This is a genomic window from Labilibaculum sp. DW002 (genome assembly GCF_029029525.1).
GTDB lineage: Bacteria > Bacteroidota > Bacteroidia > Bacteroidales > Marinifilaceae > Paralabilibaculum > Paralabilibaculum antarcticum.
Genome location: NZ_JAKJSC010000021.1, coordinates 1 through 759, shown reverse-complemented (window position 1 = coordinate 759; position 759 = coordinate 1). Strand labels below are relative to the sequence as shown.

Genomic DNA, 759 nt, shown 5'->3' with positions numbered 1-759 from the left:
GACAAGTGGAAATTATTCAGTAACAATAACAGATGCAAATGGTTGTTCAGCTTCAGATGATGTGAATGCAACAATCCATGCAAACCCAACATTAAATCTTGGTGTAGATCAAGAGACTTGTGCCGGTGGAACAATTACATTCGATGCAGGAAATATTGGTTCGACTTATTTATGGTCAACTGGCGAAACAACTCAGACGATTTCTGTTTCGACAAGTGGAAATTATTCTGTAACAATAACTGACGCGAACGGATGTTCAGCTGCAGACAATGCTAATGCAACAATACATGCAAACCCAACAGTAGATTTGGGAGCAGATCAGGAAACATGTGCTGGTGGAACAATTACATTTGACGCAGGAAATATTGGTTCGACTTATTTATGGTCAACTGACGAAACAACTCAGACGATTTCTGTTTCTACTTCAGGAAATTATTCAGTAACTATTACTGATGCTAATGGTTGTTCAGCTTCAGATGATGTGAATGCAACAATTCATACAAACCCAACAGTAAATCTTGGTGTAGATCAAGAAACTTGTGCCGGTGGTACAATTACATTTGATGCAGGAAATGCAGGATCAACTTATTTATGGTCTACAGGAGAAACAACTCAGACAATTACAGTTTCGACAAGTGGAAATTATTCAGTAACAATAACAGATGCAAATGGTTGTTCAGCTACAGACAATGCTAACGCAACAATTCACGCAAATCCGACAGTAAATCTTGGTGCAGATCAGGAAACATGTTCAGGAAA

General features: G+C 38.5%; 1 protein-coding gene. It reads left to right on the top strand.

The genetic code is table 11. From position 1 onward, the window contains the following. Positions 1 to 759: hypothetical protein (locus tag L3049_RS21530; RefSeq protein ID WP_275111903.1), on the top strand; the 759-nt coding region annotated here is incomplete at both ends.